Annotated in this window: 21 protein-coding genes; 14 read left to right on the forward strand and 7 right to left on the reverse strand. The window is 43.3% G+C overall.

Annotation, left to right across the window (positions count from 1 at the left end; genetic code table 11):
- Nucleotides 1-122: 122 nt before the first annotated feature.
- Nucleotides 123-491, reverse strand: a complete 369-nt coding sequence (locus JMW90_RS10660) for a hypothetical protein (protein WP_201564016.1) — start codon at nt 489-491, stop codon at nt 123-125.
- A 364-nt stretch (nt 492-855) separates the two neighbouring features.
- On the opposite strand from JMW90_RS10660, the gene JMW90_RS10665 reads away from it, so the two are divergent.
- The 11 genes from JMW90_RS10665 (at nt 856) to purF (ending at nt 12,050) form a co-directional block, all read left to right on the forward strand.
- A complete protein-coding gene (locus JMW90_RS10665) occupies nt 856-1,515 on the forward strand; it encodes an alpha/beta hydrolase (protein ID WP_201564018.1) in 660 nt (219 codons plus the stop codon).
- Between the two features lie 252 nt (nt 1,516-1,767).
- Nucleotides 1,768-2,874 carry a cell division protein ZapE gene (gene zapE, locus JMW90_RS10670; protein ID WP_201564020.1) on the forward strand — a complete coding sequence of 369 codons (1,107 nt, stop codon included), beginning with the start codon at nt 1,768-1,770 and terminating at the stop codon, nt 2,872-2,874.
- A 62-nt stretch (nt 2,875-2,936) separates the two neighbouring features.
- Nucleotides 2,937-3,596, forward strand: coding sequence for a nitroreductase family protein (locus JMW90_RS10675; RefSeq protein ID WP_201564022.1), 660 nt, complete (start codon nt 2,937-2,939; stop codon nt 3,594-3,596).
- A gap of 198 nt (nt 3,597-3,794) precedes the next feature.
- Nucleotides 3,795-5,078: an NAD(P)H-dependent glycerol-3-phosphate dehydrogenase gene (locus tag JMW90_RS10680; protein WP_201564024.1), complete on the forward strand. Its 1,284-nt coding sequence runs from the start codon at nt 3,795-3,797 to the stop codon at nt 5,076-5,078.
- A 121-nt stretch (nt 5,079-5,199) separates the two neighbouring features.
- Nucleotides 5,200-5,658, forward strand: a complete 459-nt coding sequence (gene sixA, locus JMW90_RS10685; RefSeq protein ID WP_201564026.1) for a phosphohistidine phosphatase SixA — start codon at nt 5,200-5,202, stop codon at nt 5,656-5,658.
- A gap of 134 nt (nt 5,659-5,792) precedes the next feature.
- A complete protein-coding gene (gene gspL / locus JMW90_RS10690; RefSeq protein WP_201564028.1) occupies nt 5,793-7,124 on the forward strand; it encodes a type II secretion system protein GspL in 1,332 nt (443 codons plus the stop codon).
- Nucleotides 7,124-7,687: a type II secretion system protein GspM gene (gene gspM, locus JMW90_RS10695; RefSeq protein WP_227691939.1), complete on the forward strand. Its 564-nt coding sequence runs from the start codon at nt 7,124-7,126 to the stop codon at nt 7,685-7,687. Before gspL ends, gspM begins: the two co-directional genes overlap by 1 nt.
- Before the next feature lie 229 nt (nt 7,688-7,916).
- Nucleotides 7,917-8,321 carry a DUF4870 family protein gene (locus JMW90_RS10700; RefSeq protein ID WP_227691940.1) on the forward strand — a complete coding sequence of 135 codons (405 nt, stop codon included), beginning with the start codon at nt 7,917-7,919 and terminating at the stop codon, nt 8,319-8,321.
- A 314-nt stretch (nt 8,322-8,635) separates the two neighbouring features.
- Nucleotides 8,636-9,670 (forward strand): quinone-dependent dihydroorotate dehydrogenase, encoded by a 1,035-nt coding sequence (locus JMW90_RS10705; protein WP_201564032.1) that lies wholly within the window; start codon nt 8,636-8,638, stop codon nt 9,668-9,670.
- 93 nt (nt 9,671-9,763) lie between these two features.
- Nucleotides 9,764-10,261 carry a CvpA family protein gene (locus tag JMW90_RS10710; protein ID WP_201564035.1) on the forward strand — a complete coding sequence of 166 codons (498 nt, stop codon included), beginning with the start codon at nt 9,764-9,766 and terminating at the stop codon, nt 10,259-10,261.
- A 253-nt stretch (nt 10,262-10,514) separates the two neighbouring features.
- Nucleotides 10,515-12,050 carry an amidophosphoribosyltransferase gene (gene purF, locus JMW90_RS10715; RefSeq protein WP_201564037.1) on the forward strand — a complete coding sequence of 512 codons (1,536 nt, stop codon included), beginning with the start codon at nt 10,515-10,517 and terminating at the stop codon, nt 12,048-12,050.
- A gap of 111 nt (nt 12,051-12,161) precedes the next feature.
- Here purF and JMW90_RS10720 read toward each other — a convergent pair whose 3' ends face one another.
- The 6 genes from JMW90_RS10720 to yajC all read right to left on the reverse strand — a co-directional run bounded on the left by JMW90_RS10720 (nt 12,162) and on the right by yajC (nt 18,840).
- Nucleotides 12,162-12,521 carry an AzlD domain-containing protein gene (locus JMW90_RS10720; RefSeq protein WP_201564039.1) on the reverse strand — a complete coding sequence of 120 codons (360 nt, stop codon included), beginning with the start codon at nt 12,519-12,521 and terminating at the stop codon, nt 12,162-12,164.
- Nucleotides 12,514-13,242 (reverse strand): AzlC family ABC transporter permease, encoded by a 729-nt coding sequence (locus JMW90_RS10725; RefSeq protein WP_201564041.1) that lies wholly within the window; start codon nt 13,240-13,242, stop codon nt 12,514-12,516. Before JMW90_RS10725 ends, JMW90_RS10720 begins: the two co-directional genes overlap by 8 nt.
- A gap of 74 nt (nt 13,243-13,316) precedes the next feature.
- Nucleotides 13,317-14,735: an MATE family efflux transporter gene (locus tag JMW90_RS10730; protein ID WP_201564043.1), complete on the reverse strand. Its 1,419-nt coding sequence runs from the start codon at nt 14,733-14,735 to the stop codon at nt 13,317-13,319.
- A 343-nt stretch (nt 14,736-15,078) separates the two neighbouring features.
- Nucleotides 15,079-16,323, reverse strand: a complete 1,245-nt coding sequence (secF, locus tag JMW90_RS10735; RefSeq protein WP_201564045.1) for a protein translocase subunit SecF — start codon at nt 16,321-16,323, stop codon at nt 15,079-15,081.
- A 9-nt stretch (nt 16,324-16,332) separates the two neighbouring features.
- Nucleotides 16,333-18,210, reverse strand: coding sequence for a protein translocase subunit SecD (gene secD / locus JMW90_RS10740; protein WP_201564047.1), 1,878 nt, complete (start codon nt 18,208-18,210; stop codon nt 16,333-16,335).
- 303 nt (nt 18,211-18,513) lie between these two features.
- Nucleotides 18,514-18,840: a preprotein translocase subunit YajC gene (gene yajC, locus JMW90_RS10745; RefSeq protein ID WP_011513446.1), complete on the reverse strand. Its 327-nt coding sequence runs from the start codon at nt 18,838-18,840 to the stop codon at nt 18,514-18,516.
- 501 nt (nt 18,841-19,341) lie between these two features.
- Between yajC and JMW90_RS10750 the strand changes: the two genes are divergently transcribed.
- The 3 genes from JMW90_RS10750 (at nt 19,342) to JMW90_RS10760 (ending at nt 24,738) form a co-directional block, all read left to right on the forward strand.
- Nucleotides 19,342-20,616, forward strand: coding sequence for a hemolysin family protein (locus tag JMW90_RS10750; protein ID WP_201564059.1), 1,275 nt, complete (start codon nt 19,342-19,344; stop codon nt 20,614-20,616).
- Nucleotides 20,617-21,014: 398 nt separating this feature from the next.
- On the forward strand, nt 21,015-21,509 hold the full coding sequence (locus JMW90_RS10755; RefSeq protein ID WP_201564049.1) for a hypothetical protein: 495 nt from the start codon (nt 21,015-21,017) through the stop codon (nt 21,507-21,509).
- Between the two features lie 175 nt (nt 21,510-21,684).
- Nucleotides 21,685-24,738: a LysM peptidoglycan-binding domain-containing protein gene (locus JMW90_RS10760; protein ID WP_201564051.1), complete on the forward strand. Its 3,054-nt coding sequence runs from the start codon at nt 21,685-21,687 to the stop codon at nt 24,736-24,738.
- Nucleotides 24,739-24,972 lie beyond the last annotated feature (234 nt).

Below are 24,972 nucleotides of genomic sequence, written 5' to 3' on the forward strand. Positions count from 1 at the left end.
TCTTGCTTGCTGTGCCTACTCAGATGTGCCTACGCAGACAGAGGCTACAAAAAATTTATACCAGCAGCACTGTAGCGTTTTTGAGATATTTTAACTATATAATTGCAGCTTTACGCCATAACTTACTGACAGCGGAAACTGATCATGTATTCATAGTCATCATCACGTGATAAATTCGGTGAGCCCGTACCAAGGATGGTGCCGAGAACGGCAGTCGCTTGACCAATCATACGCCCTGTACTCTCATTTAAAATGCCATTATATTTCACTTGGTCCTCAACGATAATGACTTGTTTGCTTCGGCAAGTATTCTTAGCGCTATCCAGTGCATTTTTCTGAGCTTCTACTTTAGTCTTAGCGATACCGGTCGTCTCATAAAGAGAGTTGGCACGCTGGATAACTGGTGAGGAAGGCGTTGATTGACAGGCGCTTAACGCAAGTGCTGCGACTAAAGTTGCCGCTAAAGTGGCGGTTTTATTAAAAGTCTTCATAAATGATTCCTAATGACAATAAATTAAAAATGAAAGCGTGAACCTAAAAGTGACAGATAGATACGTTAAAACTTTTATCAATCGATGAATTTACCCTATTCAAGTATTGAGTGTCTAGGCGGTTATTGTGTTCGATATTGCGCTTGTATTACCTACCGCGATAGAGGGTCATAGAGGTCAAGGGTCATAGAGGTCGAGTTTGCCCAAAAGTCATAACCAATGTCTGTCTACTATATTTTGCTGACAGTTTTCTATCATTAAGCATACAAAATCTAATAGATGGTGGCAATACACAGCAAATCACTTGAAATATAAACCATATCTAGGATAATTGAATTATTCATCCTTAATAAATAAGTATTATATGCAATTGATTCCCGCTCCTGCTGGCGTGTTAGAAGTTGACGCGCTGTGGCAACAAGACAATCCTAATGACCCAAATACGGATACTGTGGCGCTGCTTTGTCATCCCAATCCGTTGTTCGATGGCACGATGAATAATAAAGTGGTGACGACCATGTACCGCTTTGCTCGTGACAATGGTATGCACGTGGTCCGTTTTAACTTTCGCGGTGTAGGGCAGTCGACTGGGGAGCATGATTATGCTGATGGGGAAGTAGTCGATGCAATGACCGTGCTACAATGGATTGCTGAGCAAACTTCTGCACGAAAATTGTGGCTTGGTGGCTTCTCCTTTGGCGGTTATGTGACGGCGCGAGTGGCTGAGCAAGTGCTGGTGTCGCCGCACATATGGGGACTGGATGATTTTGAGATATCAAAGATTGCTCTGATTGCTCCATCAGTTGAAAAAAATGACAGCAGTGATATAGATTTACCCGCTGATAAAACCTTTGAGATTTATGGTAATGCAGATGAGGTCATCGACCCAAGCAATATGCAAGATTTTGCGGAGCGCTTAGGGATCGATGTCAGTATCGTTGATGGTGCTGGGCACTTTTTTCATGGGCGCTTGTCTGAGCTGAAAAAGCTTTTGGAGCAGCATACGTATAACGGCGATACATAGTATCAGCGAGAAAGTGCTTGATAAGTCTCAATCTGATCAAGCTAGCTTTTAACTAAGCAGCATTCAACTATTTTGATAGATTTAACAGATTATTTGTACGACCTTAAGCTGTGTTAACCTAAAGAATGATCGCGATAAGCCATTCTGATAAACCAGTTACTACTATCTCAGTGTAAAAATCATAAGTTAGTAATGATTGTCGGTATCAACACTTTATTCTGATATTTATTTCGTTTAATGATGAGTCGTATTATGAGTTTATCTCCCTTACAGCGTTATGAGCAAGCCATCAGCACGGACGAGTTTACTCGTGATGAGCAGCAATATCTGGCGATGAGCTACTTAGATGGTCTTTACCATCAGCTTAATGATAGCGCGGTACAAAAAAAAGGCTTTTTTAGTTTTTTGAAAGCAAAGCCTGTTGCACCCAAAGGTTTGTATATGTGGGGCGGGGTAGGACGTGGTAAAACATGGATGATGGACATGTTTTATGATTCATTGACCATTGAGCGCAAGATGCGCCAACATTTTCATCATTTTATGCAGCGGGTACATCAAGAGTTACATAAGCTGCACGGCGAGAGCGATCCGTTAGAAAAAGTCGCTGATATCATCTATGCTGAAGCAGTGATTATCTGTTTCGATGAGTTTTTTGTCTCTAATGTCTCTGATGCCATGATTTTAGGTGATTTATTCACCATGCTGTTTAATCGCGGTATTACCTTGGTGGCGACGTCAAATATTGAGCCATCAGGACTCTATAAAGATGGTTTGCATCGTGATCGTTTTATGCCGGCTATCGCTGAAGTTGAGAATCATACCAGCGTTATGAATATAGACTCTGGTATTGATTATCGCTTGCGTGTACTGCAACAAGCGGAGCTATACGAGTCGCCCATGACCAAGGCCAATCATCACTGGCTTGCCAACCGTTTTGCCAGCTTGTCTAATAATCAAAAATTCAGCAATGAGCCTATCACTGTCAATGGTCGTGAAATCAGGATTAATGCGCGTACCGATGATATTTTATTCTGCGATTTCCGTCATTTATGTATGGAGCCGCGGTCGGCATCAGACTTTATCGAAATTGCCAAGCAGTTCAGCACTGTACTAATCAATGCAGTACCAGCCTTAGATGATGATTTGCGTGACCCCACACGGCGCTTTATTTATCTGGTTGATGAGTTTTATGATCGCCGTGTCAAATTACTGGTGCGCGCGCAGCAGCCGATTCTTGAGCTATATCAAGGACAAAAACTGGCGTTTGAGATTGAGCGTACCCGTTCGCGCCTGCTTGAGATGCAATCAGAAGATTATCTAAAAATGGAGCATCGTACTGAAGATTCGGATGCAGCATAGCTTGTATTCGATCCTAAAATAGTAAAAACCAGTTGTTATGTAATAATGAATAAGGATAGACCATGAGTACCTCTAAAAAGAGTCATAACCATAAAAACGATGAGCCAAACAATACCGAAAGCCCGATAGTAACCAACTCACAAGTGACCGATGAACAACTGATCAATTGGATCAAATCGAGGCGCAGTATCGGTAATCTGAGTATCCCTGCGCCGACAGAAAGCCAAATAAAAGCCGCTATCGATTGCGCAGTAACCGCTCCGGATCATAAGAAGCTACAACCGTGGCGCTTTATCGTCACACAGGGTAATGCTCGTCATGAATTGGGCCGCGCCTTTTTGGCAGCAACTGAAGCCCAAGCGGCAGCTGAGGGCGAGACTCTGTCTGAAAAAGACCGACAAAAAACGTATAACATGCCATTACGTGCACCCGTTATTATTACTGTCGTCACACAGATGCAAGCGCATAAAAAAGTGCCGCCCTTTGAGCAGATGCTCAGTGCGGGTGCGGCGGTGCAGAACCTTATTTTAGCGCTAAAAGCACAGGGTTTTAGCACGGTTTGGCGTACTGGGTTACTCTGTAATGAGCCTGCTGTTAAAGCGTATTTCGATGTGGGCGCAGATGATTATGTCACGGCTTTTGTTTATACCGGCAGCAGTCCTTGTGATATGCCAACGCGTAAGCCAATTGATATTCAACCATTGATGCGCTTTGAGCAATAAAAGTCTTTATTGCGTAATATAGTGGGCAACCAAGAGCATAGCTAAGTAATGACTTAACGAAAACGGTTATTTGGCAGAGCGAGTAGCGTAAAGAATACTGCTAGTTTGTACAAATAATTGTTCATACATTTTGCTGCGCTCACTGTATACTCAGCATAAATCAATTTATCACAAAGTCAGTCAATACGGATAAAGCATATGACAAGCGCTAATGACAAAAGCACAGATACCAATGTAGACAGTACTCAAGCTGAGCAAAAAATGGCTGAAAAACAAAATAAATTGTTGTCTGGTATCATTGAACGTGCCACCAAATCTGGCATTGGGCGTAAAAAGTTAAATCCAAATCCGGTGGAATCTGCCGTGGCAAAAAACATGGCAGAGATTCATAATAATCCAACTAAGATACGTTTGGTGGTATTAGGCGGTGGCAGCTTTGGTACGGCAATGGCAAACTTAGCGGCGCGTAATGGCTGCGATACCACGCTGTGGGTACGCAACAAGCGTACGGTTAAAGCGATGGCAAAATCGCAGATGAATAAAAAATACCTGCCAGGTCATAAGCTTGATGACCGCCTAAAATACAGTCACGATTTGCAAGCCGCCGTCAAAGATACGGATATTATCTTCATTGCCGTACCGGGATTGGCATTTCGTGAAACGCTTAAAAGTATTGCCCCTTTTATTAGTGGGCAATCTATTGTTTCTTTGACCAAAGGGATGGAAAAAGACACCTTTGCCTTAATGAGTGACATCATCAAAGACGAGCTACCTGAAGTGAATTTTGGGGTTATGTCGGGTCCGAATCTTGCTATAGAAATCATGAAAAACATGCCGTCTGCCACGGTAATCGCCAGCGAATCTGAGCCACTCCGTCATGCCGTACAAGCGGCTTTACACAGTGCGTTCTTTAGAGTGTTTGCTAGTGACGATATCCGCGGCGTTGAGCTTGGCGGTGCGCTAAAGAATATTTATGCCATTGCCATGGGTATGGCGGCCGCTTACGAGGTTGGTGAAAATACCAAAGCGATGATATTGACCCGCGGCTTGGCAGAGATGAGTCGCTTTGGTGTCCACGCTGGTGCCAATCCGTTGACCTTTTTAGGGCTATCAGGTGTGGGGGATTTATATGCTACTTGTAGCTCGGAGTTAAGTCGTAACTATCGCATCGGTAATATGCTTGGTCGCGGTATGACGATTGACGCGGCGGTCAAAAAATTGGGACAAACCGCTGAAGGGGTGAATACCATTCAGCAAGTACACGAAAAAGCCACCAAAGAAGGCATCTATATGCCTATTACTCATGCGCTACATGCCGTTATTTATGAAGACAAAGCAGCGCTTGGTGTTGCTTTGCATTTGATGGAAGCAGGTTTCCGTAGTGATGTTGAATTTGTCATGGAGCATGACCATAGCAATGCTGCACTGACCGCGCAAATGCAAAGCGCAAACAATCAGGCAAAAGATGATAACAGTAAGTAGGGTAATAAATAGTAAGAGGTTGTTATCGCATATTGGCGCAATAGCAATAGCGTGTCACTAAAAGAAAGTTACTTATATTTTGCATTGGTGATATAACAATAATAAAAAAGGCTGATATCTTATGAAAATTATTTTGATGCGCCATGGTCAAGCAGAAGACGAGACGCGTCCTGATAGCGCCCGCCAGCTGACAGATTTTGGTCAGCAGCAAGCAAAGCAAACGGCAGAATATATCAGCAACCACTATCATCCGGATTATTTCTTGGTCAGCCCTTACGTGAGAGCGCAGCAGACACTGGCAGAACTACAGGCGCGATTGCCTAATGTGCCAGCGAGCATACAAGACAATCTCACGCCGTCTGATGAGGCGCGTCAAGCGTTAAATGAGATTGCTGATATTGAAGCCGAGTGTCTGGTGGTGGTTTGTCATATGTCTATTATTGCTTATATTGCAGGGTTACTGACCAACGACTATCCTGAGTCTTTTTCTTTAGCAGAAGCACGGGTGTTTGAGATGGATTTTGTGATGGCAGGTATGGCACGCGAGATTGCGCGCTTTGTACCGGATCAGCCTTATTAACCTAAGTGATTATTATTAACCTAAGTGATTATTGATGGTTAATAATAGCGCTACTATCGATGCTCATAGACTATCTGCATTTTAGCTAAACGCTAGCTTTGATATTATGGCTTTAATAATTGAGGACACATTTGGTGTTACATGTTTGGTTAAGAGCGCAGCACAGTCCACTAGCAGTCTGGCATGAAGACAGTCGACACTGGCAATTCGTCGATGGTTGGCAGCAGCTACAGGATACCTATAGTCGCTATAAAGCAAATAGCCAAAAAGCCATTTGTCTTTATTTCCCATCTACTCATATGTTACAGGTCGATACGGAGTTAAATAGCACTCAGCTTAAGCAGTTGGGCAGTAGTGGCAAACAGTACTTGTTTGAAGAGACGTCTTTAACGCCTGTTGAGCAATTAGCCATTCGGCAAATGAGTCATAACAACACGCACCATCTATATGCGCTGGCACAAAGTGATATCGAGTTATGGCAACAGAGCGCAAAGCTTGCTGGCATGAACATCGTCGCCTTGCTGCCTGATTTTCTATTGTTGCCACTACCAGAAGAAGGGGCTGGACAGCAAATCACCCTATATCAAGACAAAGAAACGGTGTTGCTTCGCCAATCCTTGTATCAAGGGATGGCAGTCAGCTATTTACCGTTAATCTTTGAGCGTTTTCCGCATTTAAGCGAGGTCTTGATAGTACCTGCCATTGATAACGCTGTTTACGTTACCAGCGACGTTTCTGATGCCATTGCTACTGATGCTAATGCTACTGATGTCATTACGACTGATAATGAGTTTGCTACTCTAACTGAGGTCGAACAACCTAGTATATCAGCAGGCACCTTTACTGCTATTACAGCGGAGATGATAGCGGAGCATCAACTGTTACTCACCACACTAGCGATGACGCCAAAACCCCTTGATAATCCTGAGCGTCATGCGCTGAACTTTTTCGTTAAGTCAGCAGATTCGCAGTTGTCGCCTTATCTTCGTGTGGCGTTGATGGTGGCGCTATCGGCACTGGTATTGCAGATGGCGACCGATGCGGTGCAGTGGTATCAATATAATGAGGCAACGGCTGCGACTAAGACTGAGATTGCCACACAATATCGGTCTTGGTTTCCAAATGAGCCACTTAGCACACGCACCAAACTACAAGTTCAACTGCAACCAAAATTGCGCAGCGATAGCCAAGCACCGGCGTCACACATGGCAGTGCTTTCGCGTATATCCCCTTTGATTAAACAGTCGTCATTAAAGGCGCAAGCATTGGTTATGCAGCCTTCGGCACTTAGCTTTACGTTGATTGCTCCTGATCGCGGCAGTCTTGATCAGTTTACTGCCACACTTGTCGCGCAAGGTCTAACGGCAAAACTAGAGCAAGTGACTGGCAATGAGCAAGGGCAGTTTAGCGGTCAAGTAACGGTCAGTATCGTAGACAATAACAGCAATGTCGGCAATAAAGGGTAATGATGAAAATACTACAGCGCCGTACCAAACGTAGCACAACGATGCTGCAGACAAGTGCATTATCAGTGCGAATGACAGGCTATCAAAACCTGCTATTTATACGCTGGCAAGCATTGTCTTCCCGTGACCAGTTGGCCTTACTATTACTGTCTGCTTTTTTACTGTTATTTATTGGCGGTTATGGCGGTTATAGTATTCATCAGGCAGCCAATAATAGCAAAAGCGAGTACCAAGAGCAGGTTGCTGATTATTTTTGGTTGCGTGCTCAAGCAGGCAATATCGATAGTAATGCGTTAGCGGCTGCCAATACTGCTGATGGTGCAGAGGTGATACCTGCTGCTAGTAGTGTCAACGCGCTGCTAACTAACTCAGGTATTGTAGATGCGCAAGTGATTGCTAATGGTGATACGGTACAACTAAGCTTTAACAATCCGAGTCAAGCAGTGGTGAGTGCTGCCCTTGGTAAGCTCGAACAGCAAGGCTGGCAATTCACTCAGCTGTCTATGCAGCAAGATTTGCTCACTAAAGCGATTCAGGTTCAGGCTACCGTTACCTCATCATAAAGTGGCAAGGGCATTGGGATGAATTTTACTCAAAAGTAGCCAATAGCTTTTATGCTAACAAACATACTTGTACAGCCGACCTTATTGAAAAAGTGCTTCTTAGACACCATAAACCAGCTATAACAAATGATTCACGTTAAAAAATAACGCCCCATCTGCGTATGGGATTGTACGATAAGCATAATATGCCGCAACTGGTGATCAGATAAACAACGCTATGGGTAATAATATGAATAATAATAATCAGCGCAGCGCTTTAGCAACTTATAACCACATCACCTATTTATTATATATACTCAGTTATTTTACTGCCGGTTTGCTGTGGATTGTGCCTATTTTTATGAATTATGCCAAACGTCGTGAAGCTGATGGCACATGGCTTGCCACGCATTTTGACTGGCAGATTAAAACGTTTTGGTACAGTATTGTGTGGTTCGTCGTTGGCATCGGCATCATCACCTTTGCCCTTGGTAGCTTTGGCGTTAGTATGATGGCAGACAGTGGCAATATCGCTGTTGGTTCAGTATTACTAGCCAGTCTTGGTTTTATCATTATGGGCGTTACCTTTATTTGGCATTTATACCGTATCGTGCGTGGTTGGATCGCTTTGGCTGATAGTCGACCTGTCCCTTAATAATTGAGCTACATCTTATTGTAGAGAGTAGCTATCTATAGTCGATTCCAAATAAAATAGATACGCTATATTGCAACGCGGGACTGGAATAAATTTTTCTGGCGTGCTGTGTCTACGCCGACAGAGGCTGCGTAAAATTTATTCCAGTCCCGCTGTATCGTTATCGTTTTAATACTGAATTCACTATATATTCTCTATAGTAAAATTGGCTGATGAAACTTTGGTCTTATTTCTACTAAGCTGATATAATCGCTGCGCTTGACCACATTGGTTTTTTTATTTATTTTCACTTTCAAGCAAGGTCTGTCATTACTATGTCTTATGCCTTACTTCGCCCTTTTTTGTTTAATATGGACCCTGAACACGCGCACGAAATGACTTTATCGTTATTGGATAAAGCTCATAAAGCGCGTGTTTTAGGTTTGGTCTATGGTCAATCTATGCAGCCAACGGATTGCATGGGTTTGCAGTTTTCTAACCCTGTTGGGCTCGCTGCCGGACTGGATAAAAACGGCGATTATATTGACGCCTTAGCTGAGCTTGGTTTTGGCTTTATAGAAGTGGGTACGGTCACGCCAAAGCCACAAGCTGGTAATGATAGACCGCGCCTGTTTCGACTTAAGCAAGCAGATGCCATTATTAACCGTATGGGTTTTAATAATGAAGGGGTTGATTATCTGATTGAAAACGTGAAGCGCTGTAAGTATAAAGGCAACATCGGTATTAATATCGGCAAAAATGCTGCGACGCCAGTTGAGCAGGCGGCTGATGATTATGTTTACTGCTTAGAGCGTGTTTACCCGCATGCCTCTTATGTCACTGTTAATATCTCCTCACCAAATACTAAAAACTTACGTGACTTGCAAAGCGGAGAGGCGTTAACCCATCTATTAGATGCGATCAAAAATCGTCACAGTCAGTTGGCGACAGAATATGGCTTTTATGTGCCGCTGGTATTGAAAGTTGCGCCTGACTTAGATCCGCTACAGGTAGATTATATCTCTCAGCAGCTGCTGGATTTTGAGATTGATGGTTTGATTGCGACCAATACTACTTTGAGCCGAGTTGGTGTCGAAGATTTACCTGATGGCGAACAAGCAGGCGGGCTATCAGGTCGCCCTGTCAGCCACATTAGCACCCAAATTTTACAACAATTCTCTGATCAGCTGAATGGTAAAGTGGCGTTAATTGGTGTGGGCGGTATCGACAGTGGCGCTAAAGCGGTCAAAAAGATTGAAGCAGGCGCAGAGTTGGTTCAGCTTTATTCGGGGCTTATCTATCGCGGTCCTGGACTTGTGCAGTCTTGCATTCAATCTATTGGCGGCTATTATGATGCTATGGAAGGTTAAGCGAAGCGAATTCAATTAAGAATATAATGGCTTTTCATTCAATACTTAATCCAGCGTTTGACACGGCAGATGTAAAGTAACGAGGCGGTAAATATGAGTGGTTTAGACATTGTCATTGCTGTTGTGGTTTTGATTGGCTTATGGCGCGGCTTTCAAGTGGGCTTGATTAAGACGGCAGTTGGTCTGGTTGGTTGGTTTATTGCGCTTATTGCAGCGAGCAGGTTGGCAGCTTCTGTGGCTCCGCAGTTATCAGGTATTGTGCAAAACCCTGTATTACAGATGGCAAGTGCTTTTTTACTGGTGGTCATTGCTATATTGGCTATCATGCATTTGGTGGCTTTTGTCTTTTCAGGTGTGCTAAAAACTTTGCGTTTGGGTGTGCTTGATAAGATGGCAGGTGGCATATTAGGCGCTGCTAAAAACGTGCTGATGGTGCTGGTTGTCCTGAGTATTAGTGCGCCACTATTGGTACAAATGCCGCAATGGCAGACATCAGTACTGGCACCTGAGCTATTACCTTATGCGCCCGTTGGCAAAGCCTTGGTTTCAGATATGTTTGGGATGGCTTGGGATCAAGTCAATCAGTCATAAAGGTTGAATAAAAAGCTATCCGGCCGCATCTCATATTCGTAAAATCTCACCCATCAATTATTAATGGTCAACTATTAACTCAACCATCAACCGTTTGTCTTATAGATAATTTTCTTCTCAATAAGATTGTAATCTCAGCAAACATCATCAGCTTGGCGGCATGTGACAAATCATAAACTAAAGCGATTCTGTCAGTAGTGATGCCGTTATTGTGTTTTTAATATGTGTTTCAAATTCAAAATAGGATACAACTATGTGTGGAGTCGTTGGGGTCGCAGCTCATGAGCCGGTCAATCAAATTTTGTATGATGCCTTAACCATGTTGCAGCACCGCGGGCAAGATGCGGCAGGTATTGTGACTTTACAGGATGGACGTTTATATCTACGTAAAGAAAACGGCATGGTACGTGACGTCTTTATGAATCGCCATATGTTAAAGCTGGTCGGTAAGTTTGGTATCGGACATGTACGTTATCCCACTGCTGGAACCTCTAGCAGTGCTGAAGCGCAGCCCTTTTATGTCAATTCGCCTTACGGTATCACGCTGGCACATAATGGTAACTTGACCAATGCTGAGGGCTTAGCAAAATCGCTTTATCAAGAAGATCGCCGCCATTTAAATACTGACTCAGATTCTGAAGTGTTGCTCAATGTGCTTGCGCATGAGATGCAAAATCTAGGCAAAACCCATCCAACACCTGCTGATATCTTTGAAGCAGTCACCGCCGTTTATGGTCGTGTTGAAGGCGCTTACGGTGTTGTTGCACTCATTACCGGTCATGGGTTGCTCGCATTTCGTGATCCGAACGGCATTCGTCCGCTTATCTTTGGTAAGCGTATGGCTGCCAATGGCGGTACAGAATACATGGTGGCATCAGAATCAGTTGCGCTAACAGGTTCAGGTTTTAGTATTGTCCGTGATGTTAAGCCCGGTGAGGCTATCTTTATTGACTTAGACCATAAACTGCATACGCATCAGTGTGTTGAGCAAAAAGAATACACGCCATGTATTTTTGAATACGTTTATTTTGCCCGTCCAGATTCGATTATGGATAATATTTCTGTCTACAAATCGCGCTTACGTATGGGCGAAAAATTGGCTGATAAAATTCTTGCTGAATGGGGTGAAGATCATGATATCGATGTGGTCATTCCTATTCCAGATACCTCGCGCACCTCAGCGATGGAGCTGGCGCTGAAGATGAATATCAAGTACCGTGAAGGGTTTATGAAAAACCGCTATATCGGTCGTACCTTTATTATGCCAGGTCAGCAGCAGCGCAAAAAGTCAGTACGTCAAAAGCTCAGTGCAGTGCCATTAGAGTTTAAAGGTAAAAACGTACTCTTGGTTGATGACTCTATCGTTCGCGGTACGACCTGCCACGAGATTATCCAAATGGCACGCGATGCAGGCGCTCGCAAAGTATTCTTTGCCAGTGCAGCGCCGCCGGTTAAGTATCCAAACGTTTATGGTATTGATATGCCAGTACGTAGTGAGCTGATCGCGTCAGGGCATAGCGTTGAAGAGGTGCGAGAAATTATTGGCGCTGATCGTTTAATCTTCCAAGATTTGGACGATTTGATTGAAGCGGTAAAAGATACCAAGCATAGCAAAGTTGAAGGCTTTGATTGTGCGGTATTCAATGGCTGCTATATCACCGGTCAAATCAACGAGGCTTATCTTGATCATCTACAAGAGCAACGTAGTGAAACGGCTAAAATAGGTAAGAAAGGGATGCAAATCGTTGCAGATACGCCAGTCGATATGATGGGTGTAGAAGAACTTTAAATTACTTAATATCTTAAAATAAAGTAAGTAAAAAAAGGCTGGATTCTCAATGAGTTCAGCCTTTTTGCTATCAAATTTATTGTCGAAATATATAATTCTAAGAGTGATTTTTTAAATTAAAAAAGCATTAAATAACCATAAAAAGCTATTAATCGCGGCGATACCGACCACCATGCTGACCAGTAATTGACGGCTGATATGATAGACAAACAATACCAATAATAACGCGCCTATTTGTGCCATTAGTAAATGCATCTCCGCACTATTGATACCGGTACTTTGTGATAAATCTTGATAAGACAAGCTGGTCAAAATAAGCAGTACCATGACCGATAACGGTAAGCTTTCATTTAATCGATGCAGCCAAGGCGTATCCAATATTTTTTTAGGTATTAAGGCGGGTAGGGCACGGGTAATAAAAGTCACTGCTGCCATCGCGAACGTTGCAAAAATCAGATAACTACTACTCATTACTGCCTCCTTGCACACTGTGCTGCACCCAAAATCCACGGACTAAAATCATCAGCATACAAATCGTAATCGCTACCAATAATAACCAGTTACTGGTAAAAAATGAGGCGATGACTAAAGCAATGACCGCGATAACAATAGGGAAGTAACGTTTGATGCTTTGAAATTGTTCATACGCCAAAATCGCAAATAAACACACCAAGGCAAAATCTAAATGTGGCACTAAGTCGCTTAAAGCGCTGCCAATTAAAACGCCAATCGCACTCGCCAGTACCCACCAGCCTTGGTTGAATAAGCTTATGGGCACTATCAATGCTTGCCTCGATTCATTAGGTAAACTGGTCATCACCGAAAAAGTCTCATCGGTGAGAGCAAATAAGCAATAGGTTTTGGCTATTTTGTTTTTTGGTAGATATTGTAATAACGGCATGCCATAAAATACATGACGTAAGTTAATGGCGGCGATGTTGGTCGCGATACTACCAATCGGTAATCCAGCACTCAGCATCGGTAGGCAGGCATATTGAGCGGCACCCGCATACAACACCAGACTGAGCATAATCGTTGCCCATACTGGTATACCAGCAACTTGTGCAAGCACACCAAAGGCAATGCCCGCTGGCAAATAACCCATGGCGACTGGTAAGCTTTTTTTAAAGCCTTCTGCCCAGTCATAGCCCTGTACCTGAGTTTGATTGATCTCATTTGATTGAGTATTCACGTCACGTCCTAGTGTTTACCATTTTTATTTATTATTAAATGTTAAAGGCAGCTTAATAGTGTAACGCTGATCGGTCAATGGTCAAGCTGGAGTTTTTCATAGCTGCCTGTCCGATGAGCACGGTATAAGAACCCAGCGAGTATCAGCATTCTTAGTAATAATAAACACCATACGCTAAGCCAGATGCCCATCATATCCCACTGCTGATAAAGCAACCAACTCAGTGGGAAAAAGATAACCGCTAAGATAACAGCGGCATTGCGAATGATACTACCTGCCGTTAAACCAAAAAATATCCCATCTAACCAATAAGCACCAACCCCAACGAGTGGTAGCAAAACGGCATACAGGTGATAGTCGTAGGCGAGCGTAAAGACGGGTTCAATATTGGTCATAAACTGTAAATATGTGGGCATGGCAAGCCACCATATCGCACTTAGCAAGATAGCGAGACCGTAGCTCACGATGCCGGTACGCTGCACAACAATACGAAAGCGTGACCAATCTCGTCGACCTGCTGCTTGTCCACTTAACGTCTCAGCAGAGACTGCCACCCCATCAAGGGCAAAGGCTGAGATGCTTAATACTTGTAATAAAATAGCATTGGCCGCCAGTATGACATCGCCGCTTTGGGCAGAGAGTCGAGTAATCCAAGCAAAGCTTAGGGTTAAAATAAGCGTACGAATAAAGATATCTTTATTTAATGAAAATAGCCTAAGCATATTACTCTTGCTAAAATGCTGCGGGTCAGCGGTAAATAACGCCTGCCAAGAGATTTTTAAATGTAGACGACTGAGCCATAATGCCAATACCACGCCCAGCCAAAAGGCAATCGTTGTACCCAATGCGACACCGATCAAGCCCATATCCATCACAAAGACAAAAAATAGCGTCAGAATGATATTAATTATGGCGATAAAACCTTGTTGATACAGCATATAACGGGTCTTGCCTTGACCGGCAAACCAGCCGATAAAAGCAAAGTTCATCAGCTCAGCAATCACACCCCAAAAACGCACATCTAAATACGTCTTTGCTGCCATACCGCTATTAGGGTTGGCGGATAGCGCCCGTAGACCAATATCAATGAGCCAAGGTTTTGTCAGTAGTAAAACCATGCCAATAATAAATGCCAAAGCCAATGCCCGCTGCAAGATGGACAACAGCGGTGATTGCTGACTAGGATTATTTTTTAGAGTATCGCTATGACTAGTGCTTTTATTAGCCAACTGTCCTAATGCTTGCGCCGAAAGTCCAGATGAGGCATATTGCAGAAAGTTAAAACTGACAAGCAATAGTGATAGCAGTTGTACTGCAAGCCCGATACCAGCAAGTTTTGCTGTGTCATTCATATTGCCAATAATCGCCGTATCAATGACGCTTTGTAGTGGCATTGCAAGATTTGCCAATAATACTGGCAATGCAATAGCGATAATACGTGCATAGCGAGTGTCGATAGGCGGCATAGCACTTGGCGGTAGGGTAGATGACATAAGGCAATCGCTTAGATAGGCAGATTAAGAATGCTCATAGGTAGTGTTAAGGATAAGAACTTATAGCAGCGCTTAAATTTTTAGCTATAGTCAAAATACTCTAAAAACGCTACGGTGTTGCGGGTATAAATTTTTTGCAGCCTCTGTCTGCGTAGGCACAGCAAGCAAGAAAAATTGATACCCGCAGTACATAATGTGTCGATATTACTTTTCACTGACTATATTGATTTGATCTTGACCAGCATATATAGACAAAAGCACCTAGAGTCTAGGTGCTTTTGTCATGATTACGCTTATCTACTCACTTAGTAGAGAATTTACCAAGTGAGCTGGGGTGCCATTATCAATCTTGTTCAAACATTTTTGGATCATTGAAAGTCACGATTTCTTCTTCAAACTCAGGTTTTACTTTGACGATAAAGTCATCACGTGACAGACCCATCGCTAGAGGAATCGAGCTTGCAATATAAGTAGAGGAGTAAGTACCAGCAAGTAAACCAATAAACAGCGCCGCTGAGAACCAGAATAAGCCATCACCGCCTAAGAATAGCATCGCTAACACCACTAATAGTACGGTTGATATAGTCATAATCGTACGGCGTAGTGTCTCTGTCAATGACAAATCAATCGTTTGACGCGGACTAATACCGCGGACACGGCGGAAGTTTTCACGGATACGGTCATAGACAACGATGGTATCGTTCAATGAATAACCAATCAATGCCAAGATGGCTGCTAGTACCGTTAAGTCAAATGGGAAGCCAAATAAGGCAAAAACACCGATGGTCACGACAGCATCATGGAACAAGGACAACACCGCACCAATCGCCAGTTTGAACTGAAAGCGCAAGGCGACATATCCAAGCATACAGGCTAGTGCGAGTACAATCGACATGACTGAGCTTAGGTAGATCTCGTTACCAACTTGACTGCCGATAATATTAACATTACTGATTTCAACATCATTATTAGGTAGCGCTAACGCTTCGCTCAGGCTGGTGTTAAGACCATCGATGTTATCAGATTGGGGTGGCAAGCGTATTAGCAGCTCTTGCGAGGTGCCTAGATACTGCACGACTGCATCATCAAAGCCATTATCTGCTAACGCAGTGACCACATCACCTTGTTCAACAGATTGCTCATAGCGCACATCTGCTGACACGCCACCCGTAAAATCAAGACCAAGGTTTAAGCCATTGACCGCAATCGCAATAATACTACCAATCACCAAAATGATTGATAAAATGCCCATTGGCTTTTCTAGTTTCATAAAAGGGATGATACGCTGATCACCGACGGCTTTGATACCCCCTTCGGCATAGGCAGCAGCATCTTCAGCGGCATCACCTAATGCTAAGCTAGGATCAAGAGCAGTAGTCGCGAATACTTGACTGTCTTTATTAGCCCCTTTGCCAGTACGCTGAGTTTTACTGGCTGATTTCTTAGCAGTGGCGTTATTGGTTTGGGTATTGCTACCTTTGCCATCACGGCGCGGTTTTTTACGCCCACGCCCACTTGCTTCACTATTTGAGCCGTTGGGTTCAGGATTGTTCTGTTGTTCTAGAGGGTTGTTATTATCGATTGCCATAGTTTTCTCCTAACCGATGCTCAGACGTTTGATAGATTTACGCTTACCATAAGCAATTTGTATCAGTGCGCGGGTTACTAAAATTGCCGTAAACAGCGAGCTGACGATACCAATGGCCAAAGTAATCGCAAAGCCTTTAATCGGACCTGTACCAATCGCAAATAAGATAAAGGCGACCAGTAAGGTTGTGATATTGGCATCGAAAATACTACTATAAGCACGATCAAAACCTGCCACGATAGCTGATTTCGGTCTCACTCCATTTGCCAGCTCCTCACGGATACGCTCAAAAATCAGCACGTTGGCATCGACCGCCATACCAATGGTCAATACAATACCAGCGATACCAGGTAGCGTTAGCGATGAGCCTAAGATTGACATAATAGAGATAATGATAATAACGTTGAATGCTAGAGCGATATTAGCGATCACACCAAATAGACGATAGAAGATAATCATAAACGCAAAAACTAATAAATAACCTACCTGCGTAGAGAATAAGCCTTTATCGATATTTTCCTGACCAAGTGATGGGCCAATGGTGCGCTCTTCAACGAAATACATCGGTGCCGCTAACGCGCCTGAGCGTAGTAACAATGCAAGCTCGGCCGCTTCAGCACTACTGTCCAGACCAGTGATACGGAAAGATGAGCCTAGTACGGCTTGGATGTTGGCACGGTTAATGACTTTCGTTTCAGCATATGGCGTCCGAACTTCAGTCGTTTCGCCAGTAGCTGGGTCTTCTTCATAAGTGATTCGTTGTTTATTTTCAATGAATACTACCGCCATTTGCTTGCCAACCGCGGTACGGGTAGCGTTTTGCATGAGCTTACCACCAGCGCTATCTAAGGTAATACTAACCTCAGGTGAGCCACTTTCATCAATACCTGTCTGAGCATTGGTGACTTTATCACCAGTGACGATCGATTGACGCTCCAGCAATACTGGCGGACCATCAAGCGTTTCAAATGGGAAAGCTTCAGTACCAGCAGGAGGTATACCGCCCGTATAATTTTCGGCACCTTCAGCGACCATACGGAACTCAAGGTTGGCCGTACGACCAAGGACACGTTTTGCCTCAGCGGTATCTTGTACACCTGGCAGCTCAACGACGATACGGCTAGCACCTTGTGATTGCACCAAGGCTTCTGTCACCCCAAGCTCAGCAATACGATTGCGTAGGGTAGTCAAGTTCTGGTTGACCGCATAGCTATTGATTTCATCAAGCGTAGCGTCGTTATACGCCAAAATCAGCGCAGGACCTTGCCCATCGATAGAAGATTGCAGCGTAAAAGTATTACTCATCGAGCTTTGCAAAACGTTTTGTGCGCGGTTACGAGTGTCTGTATCAGAAAAATGCAATACCACAGTACGCTTGTCGTTTTTGATACCTTTAACAGCAATACGCTCAGCTCTTAGATCTCGTCGAATATCACGACTGGCACTGATGAGACGTTGTTCAAGCGCTTTGTCCATATCAACTTCTAAGACGAAACGGACACCACCGCGCAAATCAAGACCAAGTTTCATGGGCTTTGCGCCGATATCACGTAACCACTGCGGTGTTGTCTGCGCCAAGTTCAGCGCGACCACATAGTTATCGCCCAAGTTCTTTCTCAATACTTCCTGAGCCTTGAGCTGATCGACTGGATTATCAAGACGTACTAACGCACTGTTGCCTATAAACGTACCATCATGGTAGTTCAAGCCAGCTTCTTTTAACAAGCCTTGCGACTCGGTCAAGATGCCTTCAGACAACTGCGTGCCTGCTGCGGCACTGGTGATCTGTACGGCAGGTTCGTCAGGGTATAAGTTAGGAGCAGCGTATAGACCGGCAATGATTAGTACGACGATGATGAGTAGGTATTTCCAAGCGGGATATTGCATAATCACTTCTTTAAGTTGATAAACTACTGGCGACACAGGTCACAAGTTAGCCGATGGGAAGTTAGCGATAACAATGGTGAGGTACTTATTCAGCCGCTATAGCAGCCATAATAATATAGTACACCACTGCGATCATCCGCGATGATAGTAAAACATAAAACGGTAAAGTCAAAAATGACCGTAAATAATGTACGGTCATTTTATAGTCATTACAACTATTAATCGATACTGAAATAGTAATAGTAAGTCATTATCCGACAAGCCATTATTCCAGTGATCAATTATCACAATCATAAGTAACGATTAAACGCTTTCGATAGTACCAGCTGGCAATACTGAAATAACAGAAGCACGTTGTACTTTGATGTCCGTATTATTATTTAAGCTGACCACTGCATAATCGCCTTCTAAATGTTTGATACGACCCATCAAACCACCAGCAAATATGATTTCACTGCCAACTGTCAAAGCACTTACCATAGCGCGATGCTCTTTAGTACGTTTTGATTGTGGACGAATCACCAAAAAGTAAAAAATAGCAAAAAAAGCAACTGGCAATAAGATTTGACCAAACAGTGAGGCGGCACCGGCAGTTTCAGCAGCATGAGCAGCTTGGATAAATAACAACATAATTTTTCTCGACAAGTTATAGATAATAATTAATTTAGACGCATAGTAGCAAAAAATACCAGACTTGGTAACTGTTAATCATAAGCTGGGTATGTTTTTCTTAAGCTAAAGAGATGTTGATAGCGCGCTATTTTGCCTTTCTTCCTTTTTAAACTGTCTATACTATATAGAATCTATTAACTTACCAAATAAGCCTAATATTAACTAGTTACTATTTTAGCAAGGAAAATTGATATTCTCTCATTCTCAAATGTATCGTGATTATTGAAATATATAGTGATTTATTGTGAAATAAGCGCATCAATGCTACTATCGAAAGCAAATAGTCATCAGTCTTTACAGTAAGATTCAAGCCACTGTACTGAGCGATAGTCGCTCATTTATATATCAAAAATCGACACTATATCCGATAATATTTTCTATCTGCTTGCCTCGGCTCATGATATATTGTGACTTCCTTTTTCTTTTTTATTTAGGTTACCTAACTTGTTCACCTCTTTTGTGTCTGTACTTCGTTTACATCGTTCGCGTGCTTGTCGTAAAGACGCTTCCGCCAAACCTCCCCCGACGATGCGTGGCGATACTCGCTTGAGTATCAAATCCTTTCTGTTGTTATCTGGGATAACGTTGCTACCGCAAACTGTTTGGGCAGCTGAAGCATTGGCGGACCCAAGCGCAAGCAGCATACTACTGCTCATCTTATTTGTAGTAGTAGCGATTGGCATCTCTTTTATTTGTTCGTTGGCAGAGGCTGCACTACTCAGTATGACACCGTCATATATTGCTGACATTCAAGAGACTAATCCAAAAAGAGCCAATATGCTAAGACGTTTAAAGATTGATAATATCGATCAGTCTTTGGCAGCTATCTTGACGCTGAACACAGTGGCGCATACTTTGGGCTCTATTGGTGCTGGTGCGCAGGCAACGATTGTATTTGGTAGTGCTTGGTTTGGATTATTTTCTGCAGTCATGACATTGGCGATTTTGTTCTTATCAGAAATCATGCCAAAAACTCTCGGGACGATATACTGGCGCCAATTAGGTGGTATGGTTGCTTATTTTGTACGAGGTATTATTTTACTGTTGTATCCACTTATTTGGATATCAGAAAAATTAACAAAGCTACTAGTGCGCGGAAAAGAACCACAGGCGTTTAGCCGTCGTGAGTTTGCCGCGCTTGCCAGTATCGGTGAAGAGTCAGGACAGATTGATCCATTAGAGTCGCGTATCATCCGTAACTTACTGGCATTTGGTGCTATTAAAGTTGAAGATATAATGACCCCGCGTTCAGTGATGCTCTCTTTTGAAGAAAATAAAACAGTCGCCGAGTTATTGGTTGATCGCCCAAAGCTGACCTTTTCTAGACTACCGATTTATGATGGTGATTTGGATAATATTACAGGCTTTGTATTAAAAACCGACATGCTATTAGCAAAGGTCAATCACGCAGTAGACAAGCCGTTGACGCAGTTTAAACGTGACATCACCTTTGTATTCTCAAAAATGAAATTGTTTGATTTACTGGAGCTGATGCTCAAAAACCGACTCCATATTGCGATTACGGTTGGCGAATATGGTGAAGTCAAAGGCTTGGTTACTTTAGAGGATGTGTTTGAGACACTGTTGGGTCTTGAAATTGTTGATGAGATAGATCGTGTTGAAGACATGCAAGCATTGGCACGACAAATGATGGACAGACGTGTCGAGCGCTTGGGTATGAAGTTAAGCGATGATGAGCATTATGAAGACTATACGGCTGACAATAAATCGTAAAAACTTAATAGGTCATGGCTGCGTAAACCATTATATAAGCATCATCATTTAATGTATGCTTTCTATAAGATAACCATCTTGCCTAAAGAGTATGCTTTACTGAAGTAGTCGCAATAATTACACAGGGTGTCACAAGGCTGTGAGAATTAAGTGATAGGCTAAAAACATCCTAACGAGGGCTGCTAAAAATCTCATATAAAATACTTGTTAGAAATGACGGTCAACAAAAACACTGCTTAACCACTTTTACTTTGTTGATTAAATATATCAGGTCATCAGTAACTATTGTTTCAATAGGTATAAGATTTATTGGATATAAATAGCATTCTATAATTAAATCGCAGCTATGTCATTGTCGTCTAATAACAATGATTATAAAGCCACTATTAAGGAATATCATGAAACAACTATGGGGAACAGGGCTGCTGGCTCTATTGATAAAAGGTGCTAGCGTGGTGGCAATTGTTGCTGCCGTCAGCGCCATCACTGTCAGTGCGCAAGCGGCAACCATGACTGAAGCCTTGGTACAAAACTACGCAACTGCTATGAAAACTGCCGCAAATAATCAAAATATCAATCAGGTTGCGCGCTTGGTTTCTGATGAGGCATTGATTTCATTATCCAGAAAAGGCAAGTCTACCAGTTTGGATAAAGAGGCTTATTTAAAGCTGTTGCAAAATAGCTGGGGCAATACCTCAAACTACCGCTATGATATCAATGTCGATAATATCGTGATTTCAGGTGGGCAAGCAAAAGCCAATGTGACTACCAATGAAAGCTGGGTCAAAGATGGTCAAAAGGTCTCCTTTGCCACCACATCAAGAGTGACATTGGCTTTATCTACCGGCGACGCTATACTTCTGCGCGCTGTATCACAAGTTACGATTAATTAATCTTCTTTCGATAATAAAGTCAGCTAGCAAGCAGAACCTTTAGCCATCAATGATAGAGCGCAGTAAATTTTGTGCATTATCTTTTATATTGAGCTGGTCTTTGTTTGATATTGCATACTATACTGTCAATCAACTTTATTTCATCACTTTTTATTGTTAGGAAACTTTCATTATCATGTCTACTGTGTCATCAAACTATCGCCCATTTATAGCTTTACCATTGACGCTTGCGGTGTCAACGCTCCTTATCAGTGCTTGTAGTAATACATCAGCGGTGAAAAATACGGGTGCGACTGGCAGCACAGCTGTGGTTAATAAGCGTCCGACCACGCAAGTTCAGGCAACGGGAAATGCAGATTATTCAACTGCATTTTTGGATGCTGAAAGTTTAGATGAGCTTGCTGATTTATTAGAAGCCAACGATATGACTATGGTTGAGGGCAACAAACTTGCCATTCAACAATATGGTGATTTGTGGAATCGCCTACGTGCTGGGTATCGGATGAACGGTGGACAGCCGGTTTACAATCAGCGTATTGAAGCACAAAAAGGCTGGTTTACCAGTAGACAAGACTATCTAAACCGTTTAACGGCGCGTGCCAGTCGCTATATTTACCACACAGTGCGAGAAGCTGAGCGTCGTAATATTCCAACCGAGCTGGCTTTGCTACCTGTGATCGAGAGCTCTTACGATCCAAGTGGTACCAGTAGTGCGGCAGCGGCAGGCTTATGGCAGTTTATCCCGAGTACTGGGCGTATCTATGGTCTCAACCAAAGTAGCACTTACGATGGTCGCCGTGATGTCATTGAATCAACGCGTGCCGCTTATGACTTTTTGACCGCATTGCACAATCAGTTTGGTAGTTGGGAGCTGGCATTAGCCGCTTATAATGCCGGTCCTGGTCGTGTGCAAAAAGCCATTGATGCCAATAGAGCTCAAGGCTTACCTACCGACTATTGGTCGCTCAGATTACCGACTGAAACCATGAACTATGTACCGCGCTTTTTGGCAGTGGCCGAAATTGTTGCTAAGCCTGAGAAATATGGCGTTTATTTACCGGCCATCGCCAACCGTCAGCATTTTCGTAGTGTGCCTGTCAATTATGGCGTAAGCTTGGCCGAAGTATCTCAAGTCACCGGTGTTAGCTATGATGAGTTAGAAAGACTGAATACGGCGTTGACTTCAGCGCGTATCGACTCATCAGGTCCGCAGCGTATTATTATTCCTAATGATGTCAGTCTTACTACTGATGTGAGGCTGAGCGCTTTGAGGGGCAATGGCAGTAGTAATATTCTTGCTTCTAGCAATACCAGCAGCACTGCTACCACGCCAAGTTATTCTGGGTCGACAACGCCAAGCTATAACAATAAGCCATATACTAGTAGTACCTCATTGCCGGGTACTGGCAAAGGTCTTGCTGATTATGCAGCGAGCGCTAGCGTCCCGCAGCAAACCACCAGCTATATCCCGCCATCGTCATCAACGACCAGCAGCTCGGTTTATAGCAGCAGTGCCTCAGTGCGTACAGAGCCGCCTTTAACCTCAGCAGAAACCAAAAAAATCAATGCTGAGCTGAAAAGCAGTAACAGCTTACCGACCACATCAGCGCAAATCACACAAAACAATACCATCATTCAAGAGCCGCCACTAAGTAAAGCGGAGCGTGACTTTATTGCCAATCAAATTCGTATTAATACGCCTGAAACCAACGTTATTAACGCCGATGGTAATATCAACCTATCAGCAGTACAGACGCAGCAGTCCATCTTAGAAGCGACAGGAAAAGAGAAAAAACTGAGCTTCCCAAAAACCTCAGTCAGCAAACCAAAACCACAAGGCACACGTACTACTTATACGGTCAAACGAGGCGATACTTTGGCTAATATTGCCAGTCGCTCTGGTGTGAACTGGCGCGATATTGCTGAATGGAATCAGATGGATGCTAGTGCCAAGTTGCTCTCCGGTAGTACCTTATATTTATACAATGCCAAAACCATTGAACCATTGAGCACTACTAGCAGCACCGTCGCAAGCCAGCCTGAAAGTTATGTAGTACAAGGCGGTGATACGCTGATAGGTACTGCCAATCGTTTTGGTTTATCAGTAACGCAGCTAGCAACTTATAATAATTTGAGTAGCCGTGCAGACTTATTAAGAGGTCAGAAACTCTGGCTTATCCCAGGTAAAGTGACGGCTCCAGTCAGCACACCGGCCGCGCCATCGACCAAACCAAAGAAGTCATCGACTGCGACCAAAAACTATAAAGTAAAAGCGGGCGATGGCTTGATCGCACTTGCACGCCAATTTAATATAACGACTGAGACATTGGCTAGCCTCAATAAAATTGGCACCATAGACTCATTATACGTCGGTCAAACATTGAAAGTACCTGCCAACGTAGACTTTACTTTTAACAATGCGCCTAATACTACACCGAGCACAACCAGTAGCACACCTGCCAAGTCTAGCAGTGCAAGTTCTGTGGCAACGACCAATTATAAAGTCAAATCAGGGGATACTTTGATTGGCATTGCTAATAGTGTTGGGATTAGCGCAGAAGATATTGCAGCCGTAAACAGTAACTTTGATGCGAAAGCGCGCTTGCAACGTGGACAAACAATCAAAGTACCTGTCTCAAAAGAATTGGTCGATCGTCAGCTGAATGATGAAGCAGTCAGCTACAAGATAAAATCAGGCGATACTCTGACAGGTGTTGCTCAGCGTTACAATATTGGCTTGGGTGATTTGGCAGCAGCAAATAACCTCAAGACCAATTCTAACCTGATATTAGGTCGCACGATTACCATTCCTGCTAAAGGTAGTGTCAGTGCTTCTGCCAGTAGCAAGAGCAGTAGTACAGTGAGCACAGAGACAAACAGTAAGTCTGATAGCGCGCCAGCTACCAGTAATAGCGGCAAAAAGCTAGGTAACACAGAAAGCTATAAGGTTCAATCTGGCGATGGACTCATTGCCTTAGCACGTCGCTTTGGGGTTTCAGTTGAGGACTTAGCTGCTACCAATGATATGACGACCAAAGCCCAGCTACAGCGTGGTCAAACCATTAAAGTACCGAAAGTAACGGTCAGCTATACGGTTGGCTCAGGAGACAGCTTGATTGGACTGGCACGCAAATACGATGTTTCAACCAAAGAGCTTGCGGATATGAATAACATTGCAGTGGATACGATGCTGCAACGCGGTCAACGCTTAACGGTGCCTAATCGCTAATCTGTTCATATTTGAATAAATGTTGTTAATAAAAAAGCTGCTCTTATCAAAGAGCAGCTTTTTTATTCATAGTCAAAATTCTCTAAAAACGCGGTGTAATGGACATTATTCATGCTGGTGTAGGCTCTGAAGCTATATACTGTCTATATTTGCAAGGAATCAACGTCATGAATCAAAAAACTGCCCTTTTTGTCGTGACAAACACACCAAGAAGAACGGGCGCAAACTAGGCAA

Origin of the sequence: Psychrobacter glacincola, assembly GCF_904846215.1 — a bacterium.
Classification (GTDB): domain Bacteria; phylum Pseudomonadota; class Gammaproteobacteria; order Pseudomonadales; family Moraxellaceae; genus Psychrobacter; species Psychrobacter glacincola.

Coding starts and splice junctions, on each gene's coding strand:
- JMW90_RS10710 (WP_201564035.1), top strand. CDS start 9,764: ATGAGTGGTTTAGACATTGTCATTGCTGTTGTGGTTTTGATTGGCTTA.
- sixA (WP_201564026.1), top strand. CDS start 5,200: ATGAAAATTATTTTGATGCGCCATGGTCAAGCAGAAGACGAGACGCGT.
- JMW90_RS10755 (WP_201564049.1), top strand. CDS start 21,015: ATGAAACAACTATGGGGAACAGGGCTGCTGGCTCTATTGATAAAAGGT.
- JMW90_RS10665 (WP_201564018.1), top strand. CDS start 856: ATGCAATTGATTCCCGCTCCTGCTGGCGTGTTAGAAGTTGACGCGCTG.
- JMW90_RS10680 (WP_201564024.1), top strand. CDS start 3,795: ATGACAAGCGCTAATGACAAAAGCACAGATACCAATGTAGACAGTACT.
- zapE (WP_201564020.1), top strand. CDS start 1,768: ATGAGTTTATCTCCCTTACAGCGTTATGAGCAAGCCATCAGCACGGAC.
- secD (WP_201564047.1), bottom strand. CDS start 18,210: ATGCAATATCCCGCTTGGAAATACCTACTCATCATCGTCGTACTAATC.
- purF (WP_201564037.1), top strand. CDS start 10,515: ATGTGTGGAGTCGTTGGGGTCGCAGCTCATGAGCCGGTCAATCAAATT.
- gspM (WP_227691939.1), top strand. CDS start 7,124: ATGATGAAAATACTACAGCGCCGTACCAAACGTAGCACAACGATGCTG.
- secF (WP_201564045.1), bottom strand. CDS start 16,323: ATGGCAATCGATAATAACAACCCTCTAGAACAACAGAACAATCCTGAA.
- JMW90_RS10705 (WP_201564032.1), top strand. CDS start 8,636: ATGTCTTATGCCTTACTTCGCCCTTTTTTGTTTAATATGGACCCTGAA.
- yajC (WP_011513446.1), bottom strand. CDS start 18,840: ATGTTGTTATTTATCCAAGCTGCTCATGCTGCTGAAACTGCCGGTGCC.
- JMW90_RS10700 (WP_227691940.1), top strand. CDS start 7,917: ATGAATAATAATAATCAGCGCAGCGCTTTAGCAACTTATAACCACATC.
- JMW90_RS10660 (WP_201564016.1), bottom strand. CDS start 491: ATGAAGACTTTTAATAAAACCGCCACTTTAGCGGCAACTTTAGTCGCA.
- JMW90_RS10730 (WP_201564043.1), bottom strand. CDS start 14,735: ATGTCATCTACCCTACCGCCAAGTGCTATGCCGCCTATCGACACTCGC.
- JMW90_RS10720 (WP_201564039.1), bottom strand. CDS start 12,521: ATGAGTAGTAGTTATCTGATTTTTGCAACGTTCGCGATGGCAGCAGTG.
- JMW90_RS10675 (WP_201564022.1), top strand. CDS start 2,937: ATGAGTACCTCTAAAAAGAGTCATAACCATAAAAACGATGAGCCAAAC.
- JMW90_RS10760 (WP_201564051.1), top strand. CDS start 21,685: ATGTCTACTGTGTCATCAAACTATCGCCCATTTATAGCTTTACCATTG.